The organism is Streptomyces cucumeris, assembly GCF_024295805.1.
Lineage (GTDB): Bacteria > Actinomycetota > Actinomycetes > Streptomycetales > Streptomycetaceae > Streptomyces > Streptomyces cucumeris.
In genome coordinates this window covers 162612-185382 of sequence record NZ_JANCLX010000014.1, presented here as the reverse complement: position 1 = coordinate 185382, position 22771 = coordinate 162612, and the positions used below count along the sequence as shown (strand labels likewise).

Annotated in this window: 20 protein-coding genes; 14 read left to right on the top strand and 6 right to left on the bottom strand. The window is 62.3% G+C overall.

The annotated features are described in order from the left end of the window. Window positions 1–115 precede the first annotated feature (115 nt). A complete protein-coding gene (locus NMK44_RS22030) occupies window positions 116–1426 on the top strand; it encodes a phage major capsid protein (protein WP_254745702.1) in 1311 nt (436 codons plus the stop codon). A 256-nt stretch (window positions 1427–1682) separates the two neighbouring features. On the opposite strand, the gene NMK44_RS22025 is transcribed toward NMK44_RS22030, so the two are convergent. The 6 genes from NMK44_RS22025 to NMK44_RS22000 all read right to left on the bottom strand — a co-directional run bounded on the left by NMK44_RS22025 (window position 1683) and on the right by NMK44_RS22000 (window position 6366). Beyond that, complete coding sequence (locus tag NMK44_RS22025) at window positions 1683–1850, bottom strand: hypothetical protein (protein ID WP_254745700.1); 168 nt, start codon at window positions 1848–1850, stop codon at window positions 1683–1685. A 326-nt stretch (window positions 1851–2176) separates the two neighbouring features. Next, window positions 2177–2362, bottom strand: coding sequence for a hypothetical protein (locus tag NMK44_RS22020; RefSeq protein ID WP_254745699.1), 186 nt, complete (start codon window positions 2360–2362; stop codon window positions 2177–2179). A 194-nt stretch (window positions 2363–2556) separates the two neighbouring features. Then, a complete protein-coding gene (locus tag NMK44_RS22015; RefSeq protein WP_254745697.1) occupies window positions 2557–3072 on the bottom strand; it encodes a hypothetical protein in 516 nt (171 codons plus the stop codon). A 41-nt stretch (window positions 3073–3113) separates the two neighbouring features. Continuing rightward, window positions 3114–3491: a hypothetical protein gene (locus NMK44_RS22010; RefSeq protein WP_254745696.1), complete on the bottom strand. Its 378-nt coding sequence runs from the start codon at window positions 3489–3491 to the stop codon at window positions 3114–3116. A gap of 666 nt (window positions 3492–4157) precedes the next feature. Beyond that, entirely contained in the window at window positions 4158–4748 is a 591-nt protein-coding gene (locus NMK44_RS22005; RefSeq protein WP_254745694.1) for a hypothetical protein, read from the bottom strand. 1234 nt (window positions 4749–5982) lie between these two features. Beyond that, window positions 5983–6366, bottom strand: a complete 384-nt coding sequence (locus tag NMK44_RS22000; protein ID WP_254745692.1) for a hypothetical protein — start codon at window positions 6364–6366, stop codon at window positions 5983–5985. A 767-nt stretch (window positions 6367–7133) separates the two neighbouring features. On the opposite strand from NMK44_RS22000, the gene NMK44_RS21995 reads away from it, so the two are divergent. The 13 genes from NMK44_RS21995 (at window position 7134) to NMK44_RS21935 (ending at window position 22765) form a co-directional block, all read left to right on the top strand. After that, complete coding sequence (locus NMK44_RS21995; RefSeq protein ID WP_254745690.1) at window positions 7134–7313, top strand: hypothetical protein; 180 nt, start codon at window positions 7134–7136, stop codon at window positions 7311–7313. Window positions 7314–7316: 3 nt separating this feature from the next. After that, the gene (locus NMK44_RS21990; RefSeq protein ID WP_254745688.1) at window positions 7317–7814 is read left to right on the top strand and encodes a hypothetical protein; all 498 of its coding nucleotides are present in this window, start codon (window positions 7317–7319) and stop codon (window positions 7812–7814) included. Window positions 7815–7913: 99 nt separating this feature from the next. Next, a complete protein-coding gene (locus NMK44_RS21985; protein WP_254745686.1) occupies window positions 7914–8102 on the top strand; it encodes a hypothetical protein in 189 nt (62 codons plus the stop codon). A 5-nt stretch (window positions 8103–8107) separates the two neighbouring features. Then, window positions 8108–8677, top strand: coding sequence for a DUF6093 family protein (locus NMK44_RS21980; RefSeq protein WP_254745684.1), 570 nt, complete (start codon window positions 8108–8110; stop codon window positions 8675–8677). Window positions 8678–8695: 18 nt separating this feature from the next. Next, the gene (locus NMK44_RS21975; protein WP_254745682.1) at window positions 8696–9598 is read left to right on the top strand and encodes a glycosyltransferase; all 903 of its coding nucleotides are present in this window, start codon (window positions 8696–8698) and stop codon (window positions 9596–9598) included. A 38-nt stretch (window positions 9599–9636) separates the two neighbouring features. Then, window positions 9637–10482, top strand: coding sequence for a glycosyltransferase family A protein (locus NMK44_RS21970; protein ID WP_254745680.1), 846 nt, complete (start codon window positions 9637–9639; stop codon window positions 10480–10482). A 299-nt stretch (window positions 10483–10781) separates the two neighbouring features. Beyond that, window positions 10782–11015, top strand: coding sequence for a hypothetical protein (locus NMK44_RS21965; protein ID WP_254745678.1), 234 nt, complete (start codon window positions 10782–10784; stop codon window positions 11013–11015). Window positions 11016–11023: 8 nt separating this feature from the next. Continuing rightward, a complete protein-coding gene (locus NMK44_RS21960; protein ID WP_254745676.1) occupies window positions 11024–11500 on the top strand; it encodes a hypothetical protein in 477 nt (158 codons plus the stop codon). A gap of 263 nt (window positions 11501–11763) precedes the next feature. After that, window positions 11764–12285, top strand: coding sequence for a phage tail tube protein (locus tag NMK44_RS21955; RefSeq protein WP_254745674.1), 522 nt, complete (start codon window positions 11764–11766; stop codon window positions 12283–12285). 26 nt (window positions 12286–12311) lie between these two features. Beyond that, on the top strand, window positions 12312–13220 hold the full coding sequence (locus NMK44_RS21950; protein ID WP_254745672.1) for a hypothetical protein: 909 nt from the start codon (window positions 12312–12314) through the stop codon (window positions 13218–13220). A 205-nt stretch (window positions 13221–13425) separates the two neighbouring features. Then, the gene (locus tag NMK44_RS21945) at window positions 13426–18594 is read left to right on the top strand and encodes a phage tail tape measure protein (RefSeq protein WP_254745670.1); all 5169 of its coding nucleotides are present in this window, start codon (window positions 13426–13428) and stop codon (window positions 18592–18594) included. A gap of 3 nt (window positions 18595–18597) precedes the next feature. After that, the gene (locus NMK44_RS21940) at window positions 18598–19440 is read left to right on the top strand and encodes a hypothetical protein (RefSeq protein WP_254745668.1); all 843 of its coding nucleotides are present in this window, start codon (window positions 18598–18600) and stop codon (window positions 19438–19440) included. A gap of 1 nt (window position 19441) precedes the next feature. Next, on the top strand, window positions 19442–22765 hold the full coding sequence (locus NMK44_RS21935) for a phage tail protein (RefSeq protein WP_254745656.1): 3324 nt from the start codon (window positions 19442–19444) through the stop codon (window positions 22763–22765). The last annotated feature ends 6 nt before the right edge of the window (window positions 22766–22771 follow it).

Sequence of the window (22771 nt, the reverse complement as noted above, 5' to 3'; positions counted from 1 at the left end):
TCGGTCAGACCCACGACGGGGTGCCCATCGTCAACATCGTCCAGCCTGTGCCAGGCGACACGAACGCGGTCCCCGACAAGGCCGCCACCGGATCCTGAAAGGAGGCTTCTGAGATATGACCGCCCTGAACCTCCTCGACGGACTCAAGGCCACCTCGTACAGCGAGTTCACCCGTATCGCCGAGGCCCACGCCAAGCGCCGCACCGCGCTGCGTGAGAGCGCAGATGCGCGCCTGCTCAAAATGGGGCGGGCCGTTGAGTTCCTGCGCCTCAAGCGTGAGGCCGAGCAGGGCTCCCCGGTCGCCATGGGGCGCCTGCGGGAGGCCGTCTCCAGCGGGGACTTCCCGCTGCTGTTCCAGTCGATCAGCCAGGCGAGCATGCTCGGGCAGTACGCCGAGCTCCCTCAGCAGTGGCCCACGTTCTCTGTGCGCACCAGCGTGCCGGACTTCCGGCCCGCACGCATGGTCCGCTGGGACACGGTGGCCGGGCAGAGCCAGGCTCCGGACTACAGCGGTGGCGCCGAGCGTCACGTCCGCGCACTGCCCCGGATCCCGGAGCTGACCGAGTACCCGACCTTCAATCTGACGACCGAAGGCACGGACTACTTCGTCAACAAATACGGTGCACGCTTCCCCTTCAGCTGGGAAGCGTTCATGAATGACGAGCTCCGGGTTCTGTCGCAGCTGCCAACCGAGATGGCCAGGTGGGCGCGTGACACCGAAGACGTGCTGACGACCGGCGTCCTGGCCACCTCTACTGGCCCGAACCCGGACTTCTTCAACACGACCGAGAACTTCGGCGGCAACGCACCGTCGGGCAACTATCTGCCGGGTAACCCGCCCCTGACGCTTGACTCCCTCGAGCAGGCGATCAATTACATCGGCATGCGGCAGGTAGCGGGTCGCCAAGTCCGGGTTCAGCAGTTCGTCCTGCTGGTGCCCCCGAGCCTGGCACTCGCTGCGCAGGAGATTGCCCAGGGGACCACCTACCTGAAGGTGCGCCAGCTTCCAGACGGCACCGAGATGCGGCAGAACATCTCCAGCCCGGTGGCGGGTCGCTTCACACCCGTGGAATCGCCATGGCTGCCACTGATCGACACCTCGGCTAACGCCGCCACTACCTGGTATCTGGTGCCCGCTGGCGGTCAGACCGAGCGTGGTCCAGCCATCGTGACTGCGTTCCTTCGTGGTCACGAGACCCCAGAGGTCCGGGTCATGGGTGACACCGGCCGAGCCCTCGGCGGCGGGGACATCTCTGCATTCGAGGGATCGTTCTCGCACGACGACATCCAGTACCGCGTTCGCTCGATCATCGGCGCTGCCGGTATCGACACCTCGGCGGTCGCGGTATCACTGGGTACCGGCGAGGAGGCGCCATTCATGGCGCCGATCGGTAACGCCTCGGTCTCGGGTCCCAGCGGGTCCTGACCAGCGAGCCGGGCGGCAGGTGAACCGGGCTAGATCCTGACCGCCCTGCCCGGTCTTCGTTCCTGCCGGGCAGCAGGAAGCCCCCCGATTTGTGGCCGGGGGGCTTCTCTGCGTAACGATGTTGGCGTGCAACGCCACCTGTGCTGTACATTAATGGCGTGGCGGTGGACTTCACCCTCCCCGCCCGCGGAAGAACCGTCCCGGACCCTGTCTGGCTACGTTTCTTCTCCTTTCCGAAGAGCCCCCGCCAGTGGTCTTACGATCCGGCGGGGGCTTCCGGGTTTTCGGACACACCTTCGAGGACGTCGGCCCTGTCTCGCAGCCGGTCGGCCGCGTCCCCCCAGCCCGGATCGCACTCATGATCTCTGGGAAGTGCGTTGACCTCATCCGCCGCCTTGCGTAGTTCATCTGCGATCAGCTTCACCACCTTCCTCGCGCCCGCGCCCTGCGGTGCAGACCATCGGGCCTTCCGTGGGCATCACTCACGTAATTACCTTCCTGTAATTTCCTTGCATGCAGACCGGAACGTTCGGTCGGTGGAATGAAATCGGGGTGCATTCGCCTCATGAGAGCGTTGCCGGTTTCCGGGCCCCACAGCTTGACGAGCTGTGGGTAGGAAGGCTGGTTTACGCGGTACCCCCTGCCGGGGCACGGAACGCCATTTCCAGAATCATGGGCACGCAACGCCCAGGTTGAGGTCAAGGCGGCGCCGTTGCCGCAACCTGGGCAGGTCCAGTACTCGGGCACGCGTCAATTCTCCTCAAGGGCTTTCACGGTCTCAGCCAGCTTGGCCAGCGCGCCCTGTAGTGCTTCGCGCTCGGTGCGACCAGAGGGGCAGACGAGAGGGTTATTCAACAAGGTGCTGGCGGCTCGCTGAAGCAACCTGGCCTCAACGGGATTCAAGCGAGGCGCGATCACTGAGGTGGACAGGTTCATGGTGATGAGCCCACCACCTCCGCAGCTCTCGCCGGTCGCCCTACCCTGGCGGTCCGACCTGCTATGGCCGCGCAGCGTGTTGTCTCTGTTCAAAGCCGGAGTCCGGCCGCACCGAGGGCACAGGCCCCGAGGGGTGACTCCCTGGGTCTTCTGCTCGTCGTACGGGGCGATGAGTTGCTCATAGCGGCTCATGGTCAGACCCTCTTCATTCGGCAACTCGCGGACTCGACCCGCCCCAAGGTGACCAATAGGTCGCGAAAGATCTGTTCGCTCCAGCCTCCACAGCGCACTGCACTGAAGAAGAAGTCCGCGAGATCGGCGTACGACTCTCTGTGCTCCCAGCCGTTGTAATCCTCGACCAGCCACTCGGCGAGTCGGGCCGCGTACCCCCATGAGACCCCCGCCTCCTCACCGCCTGATTCGCGAGACGCCCACTCCGAGATCTGCAGGAAGCGGTTCGAGACCCGGCACGCCCGTGCCCGGCTGTTCACCCACGGAACTCGGCGCACATCGTTGACGTACTCTCGATCGATGGGGTCGGCGAGCTTGGAGTCGACCACGGCCTTGATGAGCAGCCGAACCTGGCCGCGCAGAACTCGGTCACCAGTCGGCAACTTTTCGTCAAAATTCCCCTCCGGCACCAACTCCGGGGCAATCCACTCCCCCTCAACCGCCCGCGATACAAGCGCGGCACTCAGTAAAACGGTCACGATTCGAACTCCTTCATGGACTGAAATTTCTAATCCGGGGTCTACTGAGAGAGGATGGCCGAGATCTCATCCGCCACGGCCTCCTGGCTCATGAACCTCTCCGGGTCCCTGTGGAGCACTTTGACGTAGTCGACCAGCGAATCTATGACGCTAGCCTGACGACGCCCAACGGCTTCCAGGTCCTCGATCCGCTTGAGCTGGTCGGACAGCTCGAGCCTGGACTGGAGCTCCGACCGTGCGAGAGAGAACATTCGCTCGATCATCTCAAGCCTGTGACCAGCCGGAACTTCATGGAGCCTGCGATACCACTGACCTGGCGTCGGCTCCGCCTCCGGGACCGCGTAGCCCGGCTCTTCGCCCTCACGAAGACGCTTGAGCTCCGCAAAGGCGACTTCCACGACGCCCGGACGTTCGCTCACACCCCATCCCCCTCCTGGGTCGAGTCGCCAAAATCTGCGATCAGTTCCCTGAACTCTGCATCGAGACGACTCTCCTCCGCATCCGGATCCTCTGATCGATCTCGGGTGCATCGCAGGTCGTCATGAATCGGCGCCGCGTCCCCGAAGAAGACACAGCAAGGATCCAGTGGCTCCGGCCGCTCAACGCTGGTCTTGCATCTACGCCACCACTCCCGCTCCCGCGCCCGCCGCCTTCGCTCTCTGTACACCGCAAGCAGCTCTGCGATCAGCGGCGTCGCCGCCCAGGTGAACGGTATGGACACGAGCCAATAAGGGGTGACCGCAAAGACAACTGACACGGCGATGAACGAAGCGGCCCCCACGGCAACCCATCCCGTCCTCCATCCATCCAGGGGCCCTGTGGCTCGCCCCCTGCTCACACCCTTCACGGCTATCCCCTTCCGTTGCCCCTCCAGGCCCGGATGGCCCTGCCCGGATCGGTCAGGAAAAGGATCCAGGACAGAATCACCTGCCTGCTTGGAGTGGACCAGCGCTCAAGATGAAAAGCGGCTTGACCCCAAGCCCAGTCTCCCAGGCGAACATAGGGTTGGGTACGCCCAATGGCATACCCAACCCCACTCGCCAGGGCCGCCACCATCCATGATCCGAGTCCCGAACCAGGAGCGGTCACGTCCGCTCCGCCCCTGGCCAGGCAAGGTCGATGACCCTGCTGACATGGCAGTCAAATGCCGACTTGCAGGGAATTCCGCCGTGATAGAACGGGCGCATCCTGTCGTGGGCCGTCCGCTGCCAGTTAGCTATCTCCTTGTCCCATTCTGTACGCAGCTCACCAAGCAGACGTAGGGCCTCGGATCGTCCACCGGAGAGCCTCTGGCAGAATGACGGAAGTTTCGACACCTCGTGCCATGTCTTCGGCGCCTTCGGGCAGGTCTGACCTGAGTACTCATTGAACGGCAGATCGCACCGCAGGCACTTCCTTCGATCCACGGCCTCACCCGTCCCCGTGAAATCACAGCCGGATGAATGCTCCTTGAGGCTGTACAGGTTCCCCACGGCAACATCAGCGAGAACTTGAAGATCCCCAAGAGTGAGACCGGTCCAGGAGTGCTTTTCCCCATACGGAGCGTACACGCCCGTTGTGGCCGTGATGACCCGCATGTCGTTGGATTCGTCCCGATACGCGTCAAGAACATGCAGAACACGCTGGGCAACGTTCAGCGGTGGCTCAGGCCATGACGTACATAGATTCTCGTTCACGTTCTTCTCTCTTTCCGTCTGGTCACCCGAGAGTGACTTACTGGGCAACGCTACCTCTTCTCTATTGCGCCGGACCGGACCCAGGGCCGACACGGGTTCCCTATGGGGCGTGAACACCCTTAAAGCACCAAGGGCAGGAGCAAGTGTGACGATGAAACTTTTCCGCCGATTCGATAATCTCGTTCACGTCAGATCCGTCACACGAAAGACCGTCCACTCCCTGTCGCTCCAGGTAGGACATCAGGCTCTTGATTTCGTAGTACGCGGCAGCCACCGAACCCGAGTCAGGAAGATAGCCGCGCGTTCGCAGGTCTCCATACGCTGTCGCGAGTTCAATGCCCGCCACAACAAATCGCTCCTGAAACGCCTCCACCTCCCCCTCTCCGCCCCCAGGGCAAGAGGCCGCACTGGAGTCGTGCTCTCCATCAGAACAGGACGGCATGCCGTACCCCTCTCGTAGTCTGCGTTCACGGTTCAGCCCCTGCGGCCCCAAAAGCGACGCACCTCCGGCCCCACGACTCCAGTCGTAGTCCAAGTGCCGTATTCGCTAAGGCCCATTGCGAGGTAATCGAGCAACGTATATCCACTGGTCGCTTCAGCTCGCTCAAGTGCCCGGTATAGGGCAACTTTCCCCCGCAGGAACAGGTCCCACTCGGGATCCAACTGATGGACCGTGGGGGCCCATGGGGGGGTCACTTCGTACGTCAACGGACTCTCGCCGCTCACGTAGTGAATGTCGTGAGGCCGGTCACGCGAGATAGAGCGCAGAATCCGCTCAGCCTCTTCGGTGCTGACTGTTGCCCCAAGCTCGCGGGCCAGAGAGATCACCTGTCGTGAACTCCAACGCCCACCTTCCACAAGGATGGTCGGCTCGACGAGATCTCGGGCGGAGGTCCCGGCCCCCGGGCTTCCTTCTGTCATCTTCTTCTCCCCTCCCTTTAGGGGCCATTAAGTCGACGACCCCTCTCTCGCGGAAACTGACATCTCGCCCGCCTCCAGCAATGGAGTCGCGTGCTTGTTTCCGTAAATCCTGGTTCGCCACTTCCGGTACTGATCCAGGGCCCACTGCCCCGGGTCAGTACTGTCTGGCGGACCGCCCTGCTGCTCGCATCCGAGTTGATCATTGTCCACCTGGAGCCCCTCCCCTGCGGGTCCAGCAGCGCTGGACGGCGGGAGAATACCTCACAGGTAAGACAAAGCCGACTTCGGTCGTGCAATGTGTTATCAGCGTGATTCAGTGCAATGACTGCACGTCGATGAGTGACTCGACGTCGGACGCCGTCAACGAAGACCCATCTGTCGCAATCCAGCAGGTGGAAGGATTCCGATACAGCACCCTCACCAAAACTGGGAGACCGGGTTTGTTCCGGTTGAGCGAAGCGCGAATCTCAAGGAGATCCCGTCTCCGAAGTTCCGAAATCTGGTTGAGGATCGTCACGTACCCTACGCACTTCCCCGAAGTGCCCGGATGAACCTTTTGCAGCCCTGTCAGCGTGACGGGGAAATAGCTGTCTTGTGCATCCTTCTGTCGGGCTACCCCCGCAAGGATCGCGTAGAGGCGGAACGCCCCGTGGGACAGGCCGGGCAGGCAGGCGACGGAGGTGATCTCGTCAACCATTAGCGACTCTTCTCCTTTCCTGGTTCTACAGTACACCTTTTTAGGTGCGCTGACGCAACCTTTCCTGAGAAGACCTCTCCGATCAAGTCCGATCACGAACCGGGCGCGCCTCAGCGCCCGCCTCCGGGGCCCCCGGACTCCCGCCGGACCCCGGGCCCGGAACTGCGGCCACAGGCCGCTCCGGAGGCGCACAGGGCCCCTGGGGCGGCGTCCAGCTGGATGCCTCTCTAAGGCTTGAGAAGTCCTCCTCGGCTCCGCCCGCCCCCTACTACCTGCACCTAAGTACGAGGAGGATCTCTTGTTCTTAGGGTGGGTAGGTGCGCTGGTCATCGTCGATGCATCTCTGTTTTTTCCGAGAGTTGGCTGCCATCTTTGCCGCCCCCAGAAGCCCCCAAAGGGGACAGATGTGACTCTCTTGTACTTCGGTGAGCGGGGATCGACCATCCTTGCGCAAGGATCACCACCCCTGACGCATGACCAGCAACTTCATCGGGTATCTCGTTGTGGCGCGCGGCGGCTAGTGGACATCTTCGACCGGCAGGGTGCACTCGAGGGCGAAGGCGTTCAGGGTTGCGCACTTGGCCCGGTCGCCAGTTCGAGCTGGCGACCCTTTGGGGGCGATAATGAACTAATCGGGCGTATCGGCGGAGACATGCAGCGTCTCTGTTCTCGCGGACCAAACACGACCCTAAGGTGTGAACATGCGGAACCCTCGTCGAGCCAGCCCCTCCCTCTCCTGGGACGACGCGCGTGGAGAGCTCGCCGTCATGGCGCAGACCCTCAAGGCCCAGGGGCTCACCCAAGGGCCACATCGCATGTGCGTAGGTCTGAGAAAGTATGGAATCGGCTGGGCCGTTTATGTCGGATATCAGGATTCTGAAGAAGTGCACGACTCCATAGACTTGCCATTTGACCTGAAGCGCGTTTTGGCTAAATCGAAAGGCTAAGCAATGTCCGCCATGGGGACTTCAGTTACCGACGATGTCTTTCCTCCCGATTACTCCTCCAAGATTGGGAAAATCCGCGCCCTGGTTCCCGATGTAGAACAGGTGGACTACTCCGGTGAGGGCACGCCGGAGTACATGTTCTCCGACGCCCACCTGGCGGGCCTGTATGCCATTTCGTCAGGCGACGACCCGGCTCGGATATACCGTGCTGCAGCCTCAGCTCTCCGCGCTCTGGCCATCTCCGAAGGATTGATCCAGAAGGTCATACGCACCGAAGATCTTCAGACTGATGGCGCCAAGCTCGCATCGGCCCTGCTGAACGGGGCCAAGGCGCTCGAGGATCGAGCGGACATCACCGAGGAGGAAGGCTGCGGCATGGTGATCGTGGACTTCCAGCCGGTTCCCCAGGATGGCTTCGCGTACTCGCTGCACGGCTTTCCGTCCTCCTGGACGGCAGGGTCGGGGGGACGCGAGACTCTCGCCGGGTGGGTCGGGGTCTAGGGCCATGCCACAAAGGAGTGAATAGCTGCATCCTTTGGTCATTTTTCGAGTTGATCGGGAGTAGGTTTTGAGCCATCGGGCCTCTGGAGGAGTGCGGCCATGGAGAACAAGGAATACGCGCCGCCCATTACAATTTCCAAGTTAGGCGAGCTGATTCAGGTTGCCTACGATCAGGTGAGCGTCAGCTTTCCACCGGACGGCCCAATCCCTGAAGGGGCCCCGGCTCTGGCTTGTCGGATTTTTGAGGCATACAGGCGAGATCTGCAGACTGATCTGCATGCAGAATAGGCTTCATGGCCTCACTCAACAGGCGCATGAGCCTGGACCCACGCTGGTCGTGGCACCAGCGCTCTGTTCCGCGCGGGCACATGAACGCCGCGATAGAGATCCTGCGCAGGCCAGGACAGGGAGGGGACTACGGCTTCGATCCGACCACGGGTGGCCTCACGATCCCCGATGAACACGGCGGCAGGAAGTTTCCTGAGATCATCCTGCTGTACAGGGGTCCCGGGCGGATTGCCAACAACAAGGACTGGCGAGCCCGTGTCAGGACTCAGCGCGGTGACATGGGAACGGATCAGGCCATTCGCGTGCAAGCACCCATCCGGACCTGCCCACCCGTGTACGCAAACGACCTGGTCAGGGCGGTGCAGCCGGACCCAGGGGACCCTGAGCTCGGACATTTGGTCCTGGGTGACCCCGAACTGACGCATTACATACTTCATGTACGCAATCCGCTGATGTCTTCAAATGCATGGCTGAGGAACATCCTCTGCGATGTCGACGCAGCTCACCCTCAGTCCCTTCCGCCGCCCTTCAGCCTGGAACCCGTCATCGCGCCCGGCGATGTGATGGGTCCATGACGGGAGAGGGGGACCTGTATGGGCTTGAGGATTGCCCTCATCAGCCGGAATAACGGCGTCGGCCTGTCGCTGGATGCAGACCTCCTGGAGGAACTTTTCGCTTCAGCAGGGCATGAAGTGGTCTTCTATGACTGGAAGTCGGAGACGATGCCCCATGCGGACATCGCCTTTCACCTGGAGCTGATCAGCCGCAATCTGGCGCAGCAGGCGGACCGGAATATCGCCCTTCCGAACCTGGAGTGGTATCCGTCCGAATGGATGAAATTCCTACCCGCATTTGACCAGGTATGGGCGAAGAGTGCCTATGCCTACCGGTTCTGTCGCCAGCGAGGCGCCCGGAGCGTGCACCTGACCGGGTTTCTAGGTCGGGATCGCTGGAACCCTGACGTCAAGCGTGAGGTCAAGTGCCTTCACTTGCGCGGGCGTTCGCACATGAAAGGCACTGAGCAGGTTCTCGAGGCATGGCGCAGCCATCCAGACCTGCCTCCCCTCACGGTCGTCTCCAAGGATCCGATACAAGCACCAAGCCACGTAAGCGTGATCCATGACCCCTCGGACCGCGAGCTCGACACGCTGATGAACGGGGCCCAGATACACGTCTGCCCCTCTGTGGCAGAGGGCTGGGGCCACTACATCACGGAGGGGATGTCGGTCGGTGCGACGGTCGTGACAACGGACGCTTCGCCCATGAACGAGCACATACGACCGGAGTGGGGGTACCTGGTTGGTGTCACCAAGACCAGACCACACCATCAAGCCGTTCAGACGTACACCAGCCCCGGCCTGATCGCGGAGGCCGTGCAGCGAGCCTCTGCGCTCACACCGGAAAAGCGGACACAGGTTGGCCGAGCGGCCCGCGCACACTTCCTGGAGCGCAACGCGAGTTTCCGCGAAGTGGCCCTGAGATTGGTGGAACAGTGACGGCAGAACATTCCGTGACCGGCCCGAGTATGAGGCACGTGATCTTCATTCCCGCATGGCGCAGGCCCGACATGCTCCACGCGTGTCTCACGCGCCTCTCCATCGTGGCCGCGGACGCGAGTGACCTGACCGTGGTCGTCAGCCTCGACCGCGAGAGCGATCCGGCGTGCCGGGATGTCACCGAAGGGTTTTCTCCTCAGCTCCCCTCCCTCTATCTCAGAGTGATGCACTCCCATCGTTTCCGGGGCAACTCGTGCAATGTGCTGTCGGGGATACGGGAGTGCCTGCATCTCGAGCCCGACCTGATTCACGTGGTGGAGGAGGATGTCCTCGTCGCTCGGAGCTATCTGCGCTACCACGAGGCGATGCACCGCGCCGCGCCGAGCGCCTTCGCCGTGAGTGCCTGCCGGAACCAGAACCTGCCGGGCGAGGCGCCGGGGGCCGCCTACCTCCACCCGTCATACCAGTCTCTCGGCGTCTCCTTCCGCTCGGACATAGCGGAGCGGATCACCCTTCATGACCGACCTCAGTACTACGCGCGGATGGTGAGTTACTGCCGCTCAGTTTTCCCCGGGAGCGAGATCCCTCCGGGGCATGCGGAGCAGGATGGTCTGATCAATCGCGTTCGCGAAGCGTCTCGAGGGCAGACTGTCTACGCGGCCAAGCCGCGTGCGTTCCACGCCGGGTTCCATGGATACAACCGTCCTGGAACCATGCTTAGCGACGGCACCATTGAGGAGAGGTCCGCCAGGATCCTGTCCATGACCTCAGAGGAAATGAATACTCTCGCCGGGGACCTGAAGGACCATCAGGTCATTGACCTGGATCAGGATCTGCCGACGGCGCCCGAAGAGGAGGCTCTGAGTGCAGTACTTCGCACGTAACGAAGAGAGACTGCAATGGGGTTCGACGCCAAGACGGCTGGAATAAGTCGGTGGTCGGGTAGTTGCCGCAAGGCCGCCAATCAGCGGCACTATGAACGCAAGAGGGGTGGCGGATTACCATCGGGTACATAGGTATTAAATACAACTATCGATTCAGCGGTGCGCAGCGATACTACGGCGGGGGTACTCCTCACGGCGCTTTTGATATCGGCCTGTCGGCGTTCGTTGTCGACCACCTCAACAAGTCCCGGCAACGCCTCGTTCTGGACCTTTCCAACGCCCGGCGCCGAGGCGAGGCCATGGTGCGCGCCAAGTCGCGCGTGGACACTGGACGCATGAAGTCCTCTGTTACCGGCACAGGAGACTTCGGTACAGACATTCTGAAAATTTCCTTTGGCTGGGAGAGCATGAATCCGTTCTATGCCCCCTTCCAGGAGTTTGGTACCCGTAACGGAATCACCCCCATGATGGCAGTGCTCGACGCCTTCAATGCCGCCACAACAGAGCTTGGTGCCAGACTCGGAGGCCGATGATGCCGTCGTTGCTTGATTGGCAACTTGACATCTACCGGAGGCTGGACACCGGACTCCCGAACACGCCCGTCTTCCTGGAGGGCGTGCCTGAGAGTACTCAGATCGTGAAGGACCCGTCGGGGTTCTATAAGCCGAGTTTGATCGTGTGGTTCGGCCAGGCTTTCGATCTGTCGGGATTCGGTGGCCGTATCTCGGTCGCAGACCTATGCGGCATGTCCGGCGAAGACACCGAGTCCACGAAGCAGGCAGGTTTCATCGTCGAGTCGGTGGCCCCCTCGGGCCTGTCGCTGCTTCAGCTCGCACAGGCGGTCCGGGATCTCCTTGTCGGCTACACCCCCGCCGATCAGGGGGAGCTCTCGGAGGCGGGGTCCGGAACAGTACGGGACCCGTATCCAGTTGGAGTCGGGGACACCCTGCGTTTCTATCTGGCGATCGGATACAAGGGAACTGTGAACGTAGGGAAGTACAGTGAGACCGGATCATGAATGCAGCTAACAACTCACGCGTCAAATAGTCATCTTCGCGGGCAAGTCTGAAAACTCGGAACTCCCCCTGGTTCCATCTTTAGGTCGAACTCTCAAATATCGGCACTCCCCCGTCGGCGCAAACGGCCTCCAATCGGTGATCGCATCACCCGATTGGGGGCTTTCGCGGTTATGATCCGGCCCTAGAAACACTAGATGCCTTCCGGCCGGAGGTGCGAATGGCAGCAGTGAAATCCCTGCCACCCAGCCTGACAATTTGGTGGGTGGATGAAGAGGATCAGACATCCGAGGGATTCGAGGGTACGTACGGCGAGGGGTTCGCGGACATCGACCACCCCACCGCAGCAGAGATCAACGCGGGCCTCAACATCAGTTGCGCCCTGACGACGGATATCACGCTCGGGTGGACCGACCGTGACACCGACGACACCCGAGGTCTCTGTGATGACTCGAATGTCGCCACACCAACCGCAAAGAACTACGAGGGGCAGCTCAACGTCTTCCTCGACCGCGACCCGAACAAGGTTGACCCGTCGATCTATAACGACGTGATGCGCCTCTTCAAGAAGCCGCTGAGGGCGGGTTACCTCGTGCAGCGGATCTCCAAGCACCCCGTACGGGATCCGTCGGCGGTAAACACCGATTGGGTCACCATCTACAAGTTCCTCTCCGGTGACCCGAACGTCATCAACGACGCAACCGCACCCCTCCAGCTCCAGCCGACCTTTTACGCCCAGGGTCAGAGCTCTGACGGCCTTGTCCAGGTCGGCAGCACCGGTAGCTGACAACTCGCACAACCCAAGGGACGAACATGATGCAGGAAAGTGCCGCGCCGGGCAGCCCGGAGCCCGGCCCGGACAATTTCAGCTTTGAGGACTACCTGGAAGGTGTCTCCACCTTCCCGGTTTTCGATCACACGGCATACCTCGACCAGCGCAGCGGTGCCGAACTGGCCAGAATTCTGGAAGAGCTGGAAAATCTGATCGCCGATCAGGCGGAGCTCGACAAGCGAATAGAGGCACAGACCCACCGGTCCTCGAACTCTTTTGTCAATGTCACGCTTGACGCCATGATGGAGGAGCGAGAGGAAGCAGAGGCCCGGCTGTCCTCTCTACTGAACCGCCGCGACGCACTGACTGAAAAGATCAAACAGTCAGCGCTCACTCTGACTTTTCAGGTGAGGACTCCCGAGGAACTGGGGAACGTCACTCGCGATGCGACGCGTCAGTTCCACAAGGAGAACCCCAAGTACAAGAACGTCAGCGAAGACGATCTCGATTACATCACGGCCCGCAGCCGGTACACATTGACGGCTCAGATCGCGCACTTCTGCACAGCGGTTCAGCTTCCTGACGGTCGCACGGTCCCGGCTCCGGATCGGCGAGGAGCAGAACTCCTCCTGGGCAAGCTCATCTCTTCGGAGACGATGCGGCTGATGGAATCAATTGGTACGGGGCTGTCTGCATCACAGGAGTGGGCAGACAAGCTCGATGCCGGGTTTCCTGGCCGAAGCTCTGACGTGGAAGAAGTCAGCCTGGATCAGGACGGCCCTGAGGGCGGCAAAGTCGTGGGGACTGCCTCCGTTGACGATGCTCACGGGGCAGCCGTCGGAATGGACGGACGAGAGGAACCGCAAGCTGGCAATGGCCGAGACCATCCTGGAGGAGGAGAGCTGCAAGGGATGCGGCACTCCAGCCTGGATCGGCCTTTCGACCAATAACGAGATCGTCTTCGACATTAAATCGGCAACTTGCTACTCCTGTGCCGAACTAGAGCGGGATCGCGAGAGCTGCGAGAAAGGCCGAGGCGGAAAGCCGCGTCAGAAGGGTGAATCGCGATACACGAAGGCGCGTAATGTATGGGGAGAGGGTCATCCGCTTCCTACGCGAGCGCACTCTTATCAGCACGACATGCCGGAGGTCTAGGTGGCGACGTCGTTCGACGCGACTGCGCGAATCCAGCTGGACATCCGCTCCTTCGCCCAAGGTGCGTCGGCCATCACCAAGTCCGGCGGCCAGATGGAGAAGGTATTTCAGAACCTCAACACCGTTCTGGGAAAAGTCGCACTGGTCGAGAGCGGGCTCGCCGCCAAGCTCCGCACCTCCCTTCAGGTCTACAACCAGATCAGCTCCGCCACGAAGAACTACGCGACAGCCGTAGCCGCTCTCCAGAAGAACGAGCAGCAAGGAGCCAACGGGGCCCGTCACATGGCCGCCGCGTTTCAGCAGCTTCGTGGCGCCCTCGCTCAGGTCCAGGGCCTGAGCGAGAAGGAGTACCAGCGTCTGTCGAAGACGGTTCACCTCTACGAGCGGATGGCCAATGTGGTCCGGATGCTTGCTTCGGCACAGAAGCAGATGTCCTCGGTCACCCAGAACGCGATCACGGCTCAGCAGAAGGATGAACAGGCGAAACGGAAGGGAGAGGAGACCGCCCGACGGCTGGCTCTGGAAGAGCAGAAGCTGGCGGCCCGGCGCGAGCAGCTCGCCCAGTCTGCGGCCCGGATAGCCCAGGAAGAACAACGCCTAGCCCAATCACGGCAGCGACTGAGTCAGGCAACGGACAGCGCGTCGAGGAGCCAGGTCTCCTTCTCGGGATCTACCTTCGCCGTCCGGTCCTCCCTGGGTGAGCTGGAGGGATCCTTTCAGCAGCTCCTCAGTACCGTCATCCGAGTGCCTCAGGCCCTGGCCGGAGCGGCGATCAGCCAAGAGGCGTCGTTCGCCCAGGTGGTGCGAGTCGTCGGTGAGGCCGAGGCCGAGGCCGCCGGTCTGCTTCATCGGTTCCAGCAGATTGCCCAGAATGCGCCGATCTCCTTCGAGGAGGTCGCGCGTATCGGCCAGCTCGGCGCCCAGATCGGCGTATCCGCGTCGAACCTGGGCGACTTCACCGACACCATCGTCAAGTTTTCGCTGACTACGGGGGTGGCCTCGGAGGAGGCGACGCTTCTTCTCGGGCGAATAGCCCAGATGCAGGATGTGCCGATTTCGGAGGTGGAGCAGCTCGGCTCCGCGATCCTTGCCCTCGGGACGGCCTCGGCCGCCACCGACCAGGAGATCCTGCGCGTCAACGCTTCGATCGCCACCGTCTCCAATCTGTTCGGGCTCACGGCCCAGCAGACAGCTGGCCTGTCGGCCGCCCTGGCGACTCTTCAGGTGCGCCCCGAGCTCTCGCGAGGCGCGCTGACCCGCGTCTTCTACGAGCTCTCCCAGGCGGTCGGCGAAGGGGGCGAGTCACTGGAGAAGCTCAGCTCGATCACGGGACTGTCGGACAAGGAGCTCCTGAAGCTCTACAACAACCCTGCCACCAGGGGCGACTTCCTGCTCGCCTTCATCCAGGGGTTGCATAACGTCATCGAAAGCGGTGGCAATGTTCAGATCGCCCTTCGCGGGCTGGGCGTCAATGCGGTCCGTGATATCGACGTCTTCTCGCGACTCGCGAACAATACGGACATTGTCCGTGAGTCCTTTGACAGGGCCAATGTCGAATTCGCTCGGGGCACCGAGCTGAACAGGCAGGCGAAGGACATCTATGAAACGACCTCAGCCGAGCTCCAGAACCTCTCCGACGCCTTCAAGACCCTGCTCGCAACGCTCGGCGGTCCACTGGCCACAGCGCTCGGCGCGGTCGCCAAGGGTTTGGCAGACATCATTGAGGGCCTGGCCCACATGGGGCCCATTGTTCCGATCTTTGGCACGCTGGCTGCCGTTGTGGCAACAGGAGGCGCTGCCTGGCTGCTCTATCAGGTCGCCCTGTCCAAGACCGTTCAGTCGCTGATCGCCGCCCGCGAGCTACAGCAGAATCTCGGCGTTTCCTCGATCACCCTCAGGACCGCTATCGACGTCTACCGTGGCAGCCTGAGCGCCGCAACGACCTCGCAGACCGTGATGAACCTCGGAATGCGTGAGCTGAACGTCTCCAGCTCAACTCTCGCCGCGTCGCTGGCCCGCTCTCAGGTAGGGATCCGCGCCCATGCGGCTGCTGCCGCCTCCTCGGCTGCTGGACTCAACGCCATGAGCGCGTCAAACGTCGCGGCGTCGCGGTCGCTCCAGAATGTGGGCCTGGCGACGGGTATCACTGTCGGGAGTTTCCGGGCCTTGAACTCTGCCGGAGTGGCCTCGGCGCTGGCCATGACGAACGTGTCCAACGCCAATCGGAACCTCGCCCTGACTCAGGCCCAGCTCGCAAACTCCTCACGGGTCTATGCCAGCCAGACGGCGATCTCGGCGACCGCCGTCCAGGGCTTGAACACCTCCGCCGTACGCACCGTGCCACTCATGACGAACATGTCAACAAGCATGCAGCGTGCCGCGACCGCTGGTGCACAACTTGGGTCCGGTCTGGGTACGACTGTAAACGCAGGCACAACGGCAGCGACGGCCTTCACGCGGGTGGGCCAGGCGACACAATCTGCGGGCCTGGCGGCCCGCGCCGCATCCTTCGCCTTCGGTCCCTGGGGTATCGCCCTGAGCACGATCGGCATCCTGATGGCCCCTCTACTCGGGGACCTGTTCGATTTCCGCAGCGAGTCGGAGAAGATCGCATCGGCAGCCATGGAGGCAACCGGCGGCACCCAGGCACTGGCGAACGCAATCAAGGCGGACACAGAGGCGGCGGCTAACGGCGTGAAGCCGTTCAGGGAGCTCCGGGTCGAAAAGGAGAACATCTCCGGGACGGACCGCAAGGCGGCGGAGTCCGCGCGCTCAGAGGCAGAGGAGCGCAAGCGGGCCATCGAGCTGACCAAGGGCTCGGTGGACGAGCTCAAGCAGCAGGCGGCCGGTCACGGGGAAGGCGCGGAGGCTGCGCGCCGGTACCTGCGTGAGATCGCGAAGGCCAACGATACGATCCGGGAATCCACCAAGGCTCTGGGCGACAACACCGTAGCCATCGGCCAGAACGTCCAGCAGTGGCTACTGGACACCGCTCAGGCCGTGGTGGAGCAGTCCAAGCTCGCCGACGGCAGCGAGCGGAGCGCAGAGGCCCTCAAGCAGCTCTCCGAAACCGGCCTGGACGTAGGTGAGCTGCTCCAGAAGTCGCTCACCGATCCGCAGGCGGCGATCAAGGAGCTCGACGCGGCGCTCAAGGGGGTCAATGAGACCTCCAAGAAGCGGGAGGCCGGTCCGGTATACGGCAAGAACCAGACCATGGTGCTCACCGAGGAGGCCAAGGCTGCGGAGCGCCTGAAGAACTTCCTCGAGGGCCTCCGTGAGGTGATGTCCTCCGAATCGGACGAGGCGACGAAGGCAGCCCTCACCAAGAAGCTGCTCAAGGATGCACTGGACGACACCGGAAAGGCCGCCTCCTCGGCAAGCGGCAGGATCAAGCTGGGCAAGGAAGCCCTGGAGGATCTCGACTCATCGGCGGACGACGCCCAGCAGGCGATCGACCAGCTAGGTCAGCAGTTTGAGAAGTTCGGCACGCCGCTCGACGCCTTCAAGACCGCAGCCAAGAACTCGTTCAAGGACGCCGAGGACGCGATGAACAAGTTCAAGCTGTCCAGCAAGGGCGGACTGGATGAGTACATCAAGCAGCTCGACAAGATAGCCAAGGCCCAGCGTGAGTGGTCGGCAAACCTGATCAAGATCTCCGCCACGCTGGGGCCCGACATCGCCGACCAGTTCCGCAAGCTCGGTCCTGAGGCTGCGCCCGCCGTGGCCCAGCTCGCCGAGCTGTCTGCGAAGGAGCTGGCGAAGCTGGGTCCGAAGCTGAGGGAGATCGGGTCGACGGCCACCAGCGACCTGGCGGCCTCGATCATCCAGAACTCCGGCAAGATCAAGAACGCCACGCTCCAGACCCGGTCGATCCTCTCCAATGTGTTCGGCAAGGTGATCGACAAGGCCAAGACCTCGGAAGACTTCAGCGTCATCTCCAACGAGTACAGCAAGCTGGTCCAGACGCTGGGCAAGTCCAAGGTCAAGATTGACATCACGGCAGACAGTGCCAAGGCGTTCAAATCCCTCAGCGATCTCCAGCTGTACGTCGACCTGGTCGGGCGTCAGAAGGTCGAGCCGAAAGTGGCCCTCAACCTCCTGGAGGCGCGCAACGACCTGACATCACTCCAGAAGATGATCCTCGACCTGAAGACGTCCGGAAGGCTCGACGCCACCGGCAAGGCCCAGCTCGACACATTCTTCTTCAAGGCGCAGCTCACCCAGCTCACGACGATGGTCGACGGGCTGGAGGCCGAAGGCAAGCTGGACGCCAAGGGCAAGGGCAAGCTGAGTGACTCCGAGTACCGGGCGAAGGTTCTGGCCCTGACCGAGTTCCTGGCGTCACAGGAAGGGCAGGGGCTGCTCAATCCCGACGGGAAGGCTCAGCTCCACGACAAGGCGTACCGGTCTCAGATCGAGGCCCTGGCCAACCTCATCCTGGGCAAGGAGGCGGCCGGAGAGTTCGACGTCAATGGCGACGGCAAGCTGTCGACTGGCGAGTTCAAGAAGCTGCTGGACGCCCTGAAGAGGGCCGTGGCCGACGCCAACAAGGGCAAGCTCAACCCGAAGGGCCATGTCACTCTGGCGGGCACGAGCAACTTCAGCCGTCAGCTCGGCGGCATCGTGCAAGCCGCATACCGGGCCGGAGGAAGCATCTCGCGCGCGCTGTCCAGGAGCGCCACGGTCTCGGTGGGCTACTACTACTACCAGAAGAACAGTCCCCCGAAGACTGCCCAGGCCGCCACCGGTGGATGGATCCACGGCCCTGGAGGGCCGAAGTCAGACGCGATCCCCGCCATGCTCTCCAATGGCGAGTTTGTCGTGCAGGCGTCGGCGGCCAGACGCTTTGGGGCCCTGCTGGAGGTCATCAACCGGTCCGGCGGCCGGGGGTTCTCCGGCATCGTCAAGCGGTGGATGGATTCCGGGGTCACGGGCGGTGGCAAGCAGATCCAGGTGAGGCAGGGCGGCGGGGCCAACACGATGCTTGGGAAGAGCATGGTGCAGCAGGTGCCCCCGGAGTCCGCTTCGGCCTTCACTGCCCGGATGGCCATGCCGCAGTCGGGCCCGACGAACGTCTTCAACATCAACAACCAGTACCCGCAGGCCGAGCCGACGTCGGTGACGATCAACCGCTCCTTGGCCTACGCGGCGACCATCAGCGGGGTGTGACCGGTGGCCACTGCGTACAAGATCAACGGATTCACCATCGGAGGCAAGGCAGTCACCTCCGGTATGTACCTCATGGAAGGCACCGAGTACGCCCCTGCACTGGCCCCCCGTCGGGCCGTCATCGAAGTCCCAGGCGCGCACTACGCGATCCCTCAATGGAATGACCCGCTCTCTCAGATCACGGTCAGCCTGAAGATCCGGGTCGTCGACACCTCCCCGGAGGGTCTGGCTTCACGCTGGGACACGTTGATGGGCCTCCTCGGTATGGGGATCAATCAGCAGATCGTTCTCACCCGGATCCGGGGGACCATCGAGGAGTCCGCAGATGCCCAGCTTGTCTCCATGAACACGCCCGACTTCTCCTGCCCGGCGAACCGCACTGAAGCGACAATCATTTTCAACGTTCCCGGAGGGGCCTGGCGCGGCACCCAGACTGACGAGACGTTCTTCAACAGCTCATCCAATACGCTGCCCAACGCCCTTGCTTCCACCGTACCGATCGCGGACTCCCTGCTCCTCCTGAAGGGCCCGGCCACTTCCTTCACGATCACCGACAACACCTCCGCGACCACCATCTTCTGGGGGGACGGCTCTTCTTCCGTCAGCTCCAGTCAGTGGCTTCTGATCGACCCCAGGTATATGCGTGCCCGCATTCAGTCTTCAGAGACATGGAGCTTCAGCAGTGGAACGAACACGACTGGAGCCCTGGAGTTTCGCGGGAACGGACCTCTAACTTTCACGTCTAAGGGGTCGGGATCTTTCGGTAACAGGACAGGTACATTTACTGTTACTACGGCTGGCGGGAACAACGGAGTGCAGGTGCGATCCAAGTACGCGGTGGTGTGAAGTGGCCGACACGAACATGCTTACGGTTCGCTTCAGGGTCTATGCACCAAACGGTGCCGCACTCGGAGTCCTCCCTCATCCGCTGTCCTGGGAAGCCGGGATCCCCCTCAATGACATGTCGTCGCTGACGATGACATACCCGGACGGTTCCAGCGCCGCCAACCTGCTCAAGAATCCCTGCGAGGTCGCCCTCGAGCTGAGGAACCCCGACACCGGGACGTTCACCGAACACGCGGGCTGCCGCTTCCTCAACCTCCGCCGCTCCTACGACATGGCCGCCCGTCCGCGAATCATGTCCTTCACCATGCCGTCCTACGGATGGATGCTGAAGAAGGCACGATTCATGGACCAGGACAATCCCCGACTAAACAAGGAGAACCAGATCGTCTACAAGACGTCTGTTTCCCCAGCCCTCCCCGTCAAGGATCTCCTGGATTACGCGCACAACCGGAACAACATTCCGGGCCTGACGTTCACCTTCAACAACAGCGTCGACTCCAACGGAACCGCCTGGGGCACCACCGTGAAGGGGGCGAGCTTCGACTACGCGCAGGACGCTTGGTCCATCATCGACGCCTTCTCCCGGCAGGGCTTCTTCGACTGGTGGATCAACAAGCGGGAGCTGGAGCTCTTCAAGGCCGACGGCTACCTGCGCCGCCAGCTCGACACCGATACAGGCGTGCACATCCATAGCCTGCTCGCGACCGCCGAGGAGCCCACAGAGCGCACCTGGGAAGATCTCGCCGGGTTCATCGTGGCCCTCGGCGACAACACCACATCGTGGCTGGTAGAGGCGTCGAATGATCTCGAGTTCCCGTGGGGCAAGTGGGATGAGGCGGTCTCGGCATCCGGAGTGAGCGACGATCAGACGCTCGCCCAGATCACCGACCGACTGCTCGCAACGAAGTACAAGTCGCGCACCCAGTACACCAAGCGCCTGGCATGGACCGAGGGCGCTCCGGTGCCGCTCGTTGACTACCGGCCCGGCGACTTCATCCGCGCCCTGGATGACACGGGGTCACAGAAGGCGTCCATGCGGGTCTACCAGATCACGCTTTCCGGGACGGATCCGTATGGCGTCTCCATCGCCTTGGTACTCAATGACCGGTTCACCGACCGCGCGCTTCAGACGGAGCGATGGGTTGCCCGCAGCTCCGGAAGTGGCGGATCTGTTGGCGGCGGCGGCACGGGCGGCGGTACCGCGAAGCCCAAGACACCTCCGGTCAACAGCACTCCCCCGGCGACGCCGATCGACGTATCGGTCACCAATGAGCCTTACTTCAGCGAGATCGGCGATCCGGTCTCCATGGCGGACGTGGCCTTCAAGGTGGTCACCAAAGATGTCAACAATCGTTCGATAGACGTGGCCCGCTACAACGTGGCCGCCCGCCGCTCCGACTTCAACTTCGAACAGGCGCGCGTGGTGCAGGTAAGGCAGCCCGCCTCGCCCTCCACCGGTCAGGTGATCCACGCCAAGGTGCCCCTCCTCGACTCGGGGTATGTGTACTACTTCTCGGTCCAGGCCATCCGGGACTCGGGCTACGCCTCGGAGTGGACCGACGAAGTCTCTCAGTCCATGGCCTATCCGACAGATGCGCCTCCGGTTCCGTCGGCTCCCATACTCTCCTCGAAGCTCGGAACGGTGAAGGCCGAATGGGACGGCGAGGACTCCGGCGGCAACGACTATCCGCCGGAGTTCCGCGAGGTGCAGGTCGAGGTCTCGACGAACGGCTCAACCTGGTACCACGCCGGGGACATCTTCTCCCCAGGCTCATCGATCATCATGAGCGGCAAGGGCGGTACGCCGACCTGGAACATCGGCGACACCGTCTACGTGCGCTTCAAGGCGCGCAACAGCGCGTCCGTCATCTCGAGCGTCTCGGCGGTCTCTCAGATCGTCGTGGTCGGTGTCACGAGCCCCGACGTGGAGGCCAACTCCATCACGGCGAATCACATAGCCGTCGGCACCCTGACGGCCCAGCAGATCAAGTCGCACAGCCTCTCAGTGGACGTCCTAACAATCGGAGACCCGAACAACCTCGTCATCGACCCCGGCATGTCCTCGACCGTGCTCAACACCGCGCGCCTCACCCAGGCCACCGGATCGTCGTCGGCCGGAGTCGCCTGGTCGATCACCTCCACCGGGGCGGTCCGGGTGGACAATAACGTCACGACGAACGCAACGGGCCGCTTCGGCTTCACCAACAACACTCAGCTCAACGTAGCGCTGTCCGATTTCCCCGGTACTCCTCTCGCCAGTCCCGAGCTGGCCGTGCCAGTGACCGCGCCAGGTAATGCGGACGGCGTGAAGACTGGCACCCTGCGCGCCCGGTTTGTCGTCAAGGCCACGGGGGTCCCCGCAAGCCCAGGTGCTTCAACCATCAATATCGGCATGTTCGCGCGGCAGTACCAACGCAGTGGTGCGGGAATCTCCACCGCGGGGGTCATCATCGGGGACTACACGATCACCGCAAATGGCACGTACACCGTGGAGTCCTCCAGTGGCTTCACTGTCCCGACTGGTGTCGTCGGAGTGATTCCCTACATCTACGCCCGACTGGAAAACGGCGTCTCCACCGACGTGGCCTTGGAGTTCACCCAGGTCGAAGTGTGGCAAGAGTCTTCGGTGTACATCGGCAACGGCTTGATCCGTACGCCCCTCATCGAGTCAAACGCCATCACGACCGCTCTACTGAACGCCGACGCGATCACGGCAAAGCACTCCATCCGCTCCGCGTACTACGAGATGGTCAGCCAGACCAGCGGGCCGACGGTCTCTATCACGCAGAACGCCAATGCCGCAGGTCAGGCGGGTCTCCGCTGGGAGGGGCTGATACCGGCTGGCGGTACAGGGCCTCACATCTTCCAGACGGACGCCGCGGGCTCCGGCGGATGGGACGCCCGAGGCTTCGTTATCACCGGCCCTGAGGCAACAACAAACTCTTCAGGACGGATCGACCTTCAATTCGCCTACGGGGTGTCGAACTCAAAGATTTCAAGAAACTACGGGTCGGAGACGATCAGCATTCAGGGGATATTCTGGGATACCTCAGTTGCAAGATTCCGTATAGGCGGGATGTTCAACACGGCGCACTACACCAACGATATGATGCGCATGGACCGCGTCAGCCTCCAGAATGGAACATACTCCTACGGGCTTGCAACAACACGAAAGTACTACCCAATCCTATGCCCCAACGCAGGCACGACCCCGGTTACAAGCTCCATCTATCAATATCCAAGCGGAACTGAGGGTGGGTTCCAGTACGTCTCCAGCTCTGGGACTGAAGAAGTTGTTTTCATCGCCGTCTGCGGAACCCCGTGAGGAATC